At 70.5% G+C, this 3,808-nt stretch carries 2 protein-coding genes; both read left to right on the plus strand.

Translation table 11 applies throughout. The annotated features are described in order from the left end of the window. Nucleotides 1-215: 215 nt before the first annotated feature. On the plus strand, nt 216-806 hold the full coding sequence (locus ABTZ89_RS36725) for a SanA/YdcF family protein (RefSeq protein ID WP_351053661.1): 591 nt from the start codon (nt 216-218) through the stop codon (nt 804-806). A 114-nt stretch (nt 807-920) separates the two neighbouring features. Then, nucleotides 921-3,737, plus strand: a complete 2,817-nt coding sequence (locus ABTZ89_RS36730; RefSeq protein ID WP_351053663.1) for a PQQ-dependent sugar dehydrogenase — start codon at nt 921-923, stop codon at nt 3,735-3,737. Nucleotides 3,738-3,808: the final 71 nt, after the last annotated feature.

A 3,808-nucleotide genomic window follows, 5' to 3' on the forward strand; every position in this document is an offset into this window, starting at 1 on the left:
GTTTTTGTTCTCTTAAGACCGAAACCCATCCCTGACGTGGTTTTGGGTTTTGTGCGGGGTGGCCCCGTTCAGCACTTTCTGGTGCTATAGCCCCGCAAAGTGCTCACGGGACGGGTCCGGGCTGCACAGCGCCGTCCTCGGCTCGGCGACGTCCTGGTGCGCGCGGGAGACGGCGGGCGGCACCGAACCCGATCCGCGGCTGGCACACTTGGTTCGTGGGTCGGCTGAAGGTTGGGATCTCGGCGCTGATCGGGCTCGGTGTGATCACCGGGGTGCCGTCGGCGTGGGCGTTCGCGCGCAGCGCGCGCCGCATCCGGACGTTGTCCGACGTGCCGGAGACGGAGGTCGGGCTGGTGCTCGGCGCCGGGATTCGCTGGGACGGCACGCCCAGCCTGATCCTGCAGGGGCGGCTGAACGTCGCGAAGGACCTGTACGACGCCGGGAAGATCAAGCGGATCATCGTCAGCGGCAGCCCCGAGTCCCGGGGGTTCAGCGAGCCCGTCGTGATGCGGTACCACCTCTTGTCGCACGGGGTCCCGGCCGACGCGATCGTCCTCGACGAGTCCGGTGTGGACACTTGGCGGTCCTGCCGCCGGGCGGCCGGGGAGTTCGGCCTGCGCGAGCTGACCGTGATCAGCTCGCAGTTCCACCTGCGCCGCGCGGTGGCGATGTGCCGCCGGCTGGGCGTGGACGCCCACGGCGTCGGGCACGACGCGGCGGCCGACTGGCGGCTGGAGCGGGTCGCGGCGCGGGGCGTCCGGCGCGAATTCCTGGCGACCGTCAAGGCCTTCTGGTACAGCCGCTGACCGATCACTTCCCGTGATCTCCGATGACGTAGCGCGAGATCACGCGAATTCGGCAACGTAATCGGAAGTTCGGGCGATATCAGCACATCCTTCCTGAACAGGGGTGTGGTCACCGTGATCGCTCGAAGAGCTCGCGCCTGGTTGTGCGCGGTTTGTTCGGTACTGCTGTCCATCGGCCTGCTGGCGGTGTTGCCCGCGCACCGCGCGGAAGCCGCGGTCCCGTCCGGGTTCGTGCTCCGCAACCAGCCCAGCGGCCAAGCCGCGTTCGACCTGACGGACTTCGCCCACCTGCCCGACGGCAGCGTCCTCAGCACCGGCAAGAAGGGCACCGTGGCGTGGGTTTCCACCGACGGCAAGGCCCGCACCATCGCCACCCTGCCCGTCGAGCCGACGCAGGACCTCGGGCTGGTCGGCATCGCGGTCGCCGCCGACTACGAAACCTCGCACCACGTCTACCTGATCCGCTCCGTCCCCGGCGGCACCGGCGGCTACCTGCTGCGATTAGCGCGCTGGACGGTCACCGGCGCGCCGGAACCCACCGGGTTGTCCGGTGAAGCGGTGCTCTTCGAGTTCCGCAGCCCGTACGCGGTGCACGGCATGACCGGGGTGGTGGCGGCCGACGACGGCACGCTGTGGGTGTCGGTCGGCGACCTCTCCGACTTCACCCGCACCGACCGCAACGCGCTGCGGTCGATGGACCTCGACAGCCCCAACGGCAAGGTCCTGCACGTCAACGCCGACGGCAGCGGTGTGCCGAGCAACCCGCACTTCCAGGCGTCGAACCCGTCGTCGTGGCGCAGCCGGGTGTACGCCAGCGGGTTCCGCAGCCCGTTCCGGCTGTCGCTGGACCCCGAGACCGGCACCCCGATCGTCGGCGACGTCGGCTACAACACCTGGGAAGAGCTCGACCTCGTCCGGCCCGGCCAGAACTACAAGTGGCCCTGCTGGGAGGGGAACCACCCGACGCCCGGCTACACCGACCTGCCCGAATGCGCCTCGGTGGTGAACACGCCACCGCTGTGGGAGTACCACCACGGCGGCGGCGTCGACCAGGGCAACAGCGTCACCGGCGGCATCGTCTACCGGGGCGAGAGCTACCCGGAGGCCTACCGGGGCGCGTACTTCTTCGGCGACTACACCACCAAGAAGCTGTGGACGCTGCGCACCGACGCGGAAGGCGGCCTGGCGCGGGCACCGGAGAGCCCGCCGTTCGCCACCGACATCGGCGGCCCGGTGAAGTTCGCCGCCGCGCCGAACGGCGACGTCGAGTTCGCCGACATCTACTCCGGCACCATCCGGCGGCTCAGCTACCCGCAGGGCAATTCGGCACCGGTCGCGGAGGCGGAGACGAGCACCGACCCGGCGACCCGCACGGTCACCTTCGACGCCTCCCGCTCGCAGGACTTCGACGGCGATCCGCTCACCTACCGCTGGGAGTTCGGCGACGGCACCACCGGCAGCGGGGTGCGCACCAGCCACACCTACCCGCCCGGTGACCGCTTCACCGCGCGGCTCGTGGTGACCGATCCGCTCGGCGCTTCCGGCAGCACCGACCTGGTCGTCGCGCCGTCGAACCACTCGCCGCAGCTCGTGCTGACCACTCCCGGCGACCGGACCTTCGCGGTCGGCGAGACGGTGTCGCTGTCCGCGCAGGCCAGCGACGTCGAGGACGGTGCGACGGCGGTGACGTGGATCAGCGCCGAGGTGCACTGCCCGGAGGAGTCGACCTGCCACCGGCATCCCGGTGTCGGCGGCGACGGGCCGGACTTCGAGGTCCCGTTCACCGACCACCCCGACTCGCGGATGGAGATCACCGCGTCGACCACCGACAGCGCCGGGGTCCGCACCAGCCAGACGTACTCGGCGCTGCCGCGCGAGCACCTGCTGACCTTGACCAGCAACGTTCCCGCGGTGCTGCAGATCCCGTCCGAAGGCGGCCGGAGCTCGGCGATGGTCACCGAAGGGGCGACGCTGGACGTCGTCGCGGCGACGACCGCCACCGACGGCGTGGCCGGCTTCGCGGGCTGGGCGGACGGCGTCGGCGACCGGTCCCGGGTGCTGCGGATGGGCACCGAGGACCTGACGCTCACCGCGCGCTACACCACTCCGATCGACCGGCGCTACGAGTCCGAGCCGGGGCTGCGCAGCCTGCTCGGCGCGCCGACCGGGCCGGAGATCGCCGAGGGCGGCACCCGTTACCGGACCTACGAGCGCGGTCGGCTGTACTGGTCGGAGCAGACCGGGGTGCACTACGTCTTCGGCGGGAACCTCGCGAAGTACCTGCAGCTCGGCGGGCACGGCAAGTTCGGCCCGCCGACCACCGACGAACTGTCCACACAGGACGGTACCGGCCGGTACAACCACTTCGCCGGGACGCCCAGCACCATCGCGGCGTCGATCTACTGGACGCCGGACACCGGCTCGCACGCCGTGTGGGGCGCGATCCGGCAGAACTGGGCGGCCAACGGCTGGGAGCGGGGACCGCTGGGCTACCCCACCACCGACGAGGTGACCACGCCGGACGGGATCGGCCGGTACAACCACTTCTCGAAGGCGGGCTCGATCTACTGGTCACCGGGCTCCGGCGCGCACGCGATCTGGGGTGCGATCCGGGTGACCTGGTCGCAGCTGGGCTGGGAACTCGGCCCGCTCGGGTACCCGACCACCGACGAGACGACCACCCCGGACGGGATCGGCCGCTACAACCACTTCTCGAAGGCCGGCTCGATCTACTGGACGCCGGGCACGGGAGCGCACGAGGTGTACGGGCGCATCCGGGAACGCTGGTCGGCCCTCGGCTGGGAGCGCTCGTACCTGGGCTACCCGACGACCGGTGAGTTCGCGGTCTCCGGCGGACGCCGGAACAACTTCCAGCACGGCTACATCCAGTGGACCGCGAGCAACGACACGACGATCGACCGGAGGTACTGAATTCTCGCGCGGCGATCGGCGGACGTCCCCGCCACGTCGTCCGGAGTGACGCAATTTCAATGGAAATCGGA

Origin of the sequence: Saccharopolyspora sp. NPDC002686 (genome assembly GCF_040295745.1) — a bacterium.
GTDB lineage: Bacteria > Actinomycetota > Actinomycetes > Mycobacteriales > Pseudonocardiaceae > Saccharopolyspora > Saccharopolyspora oryzae.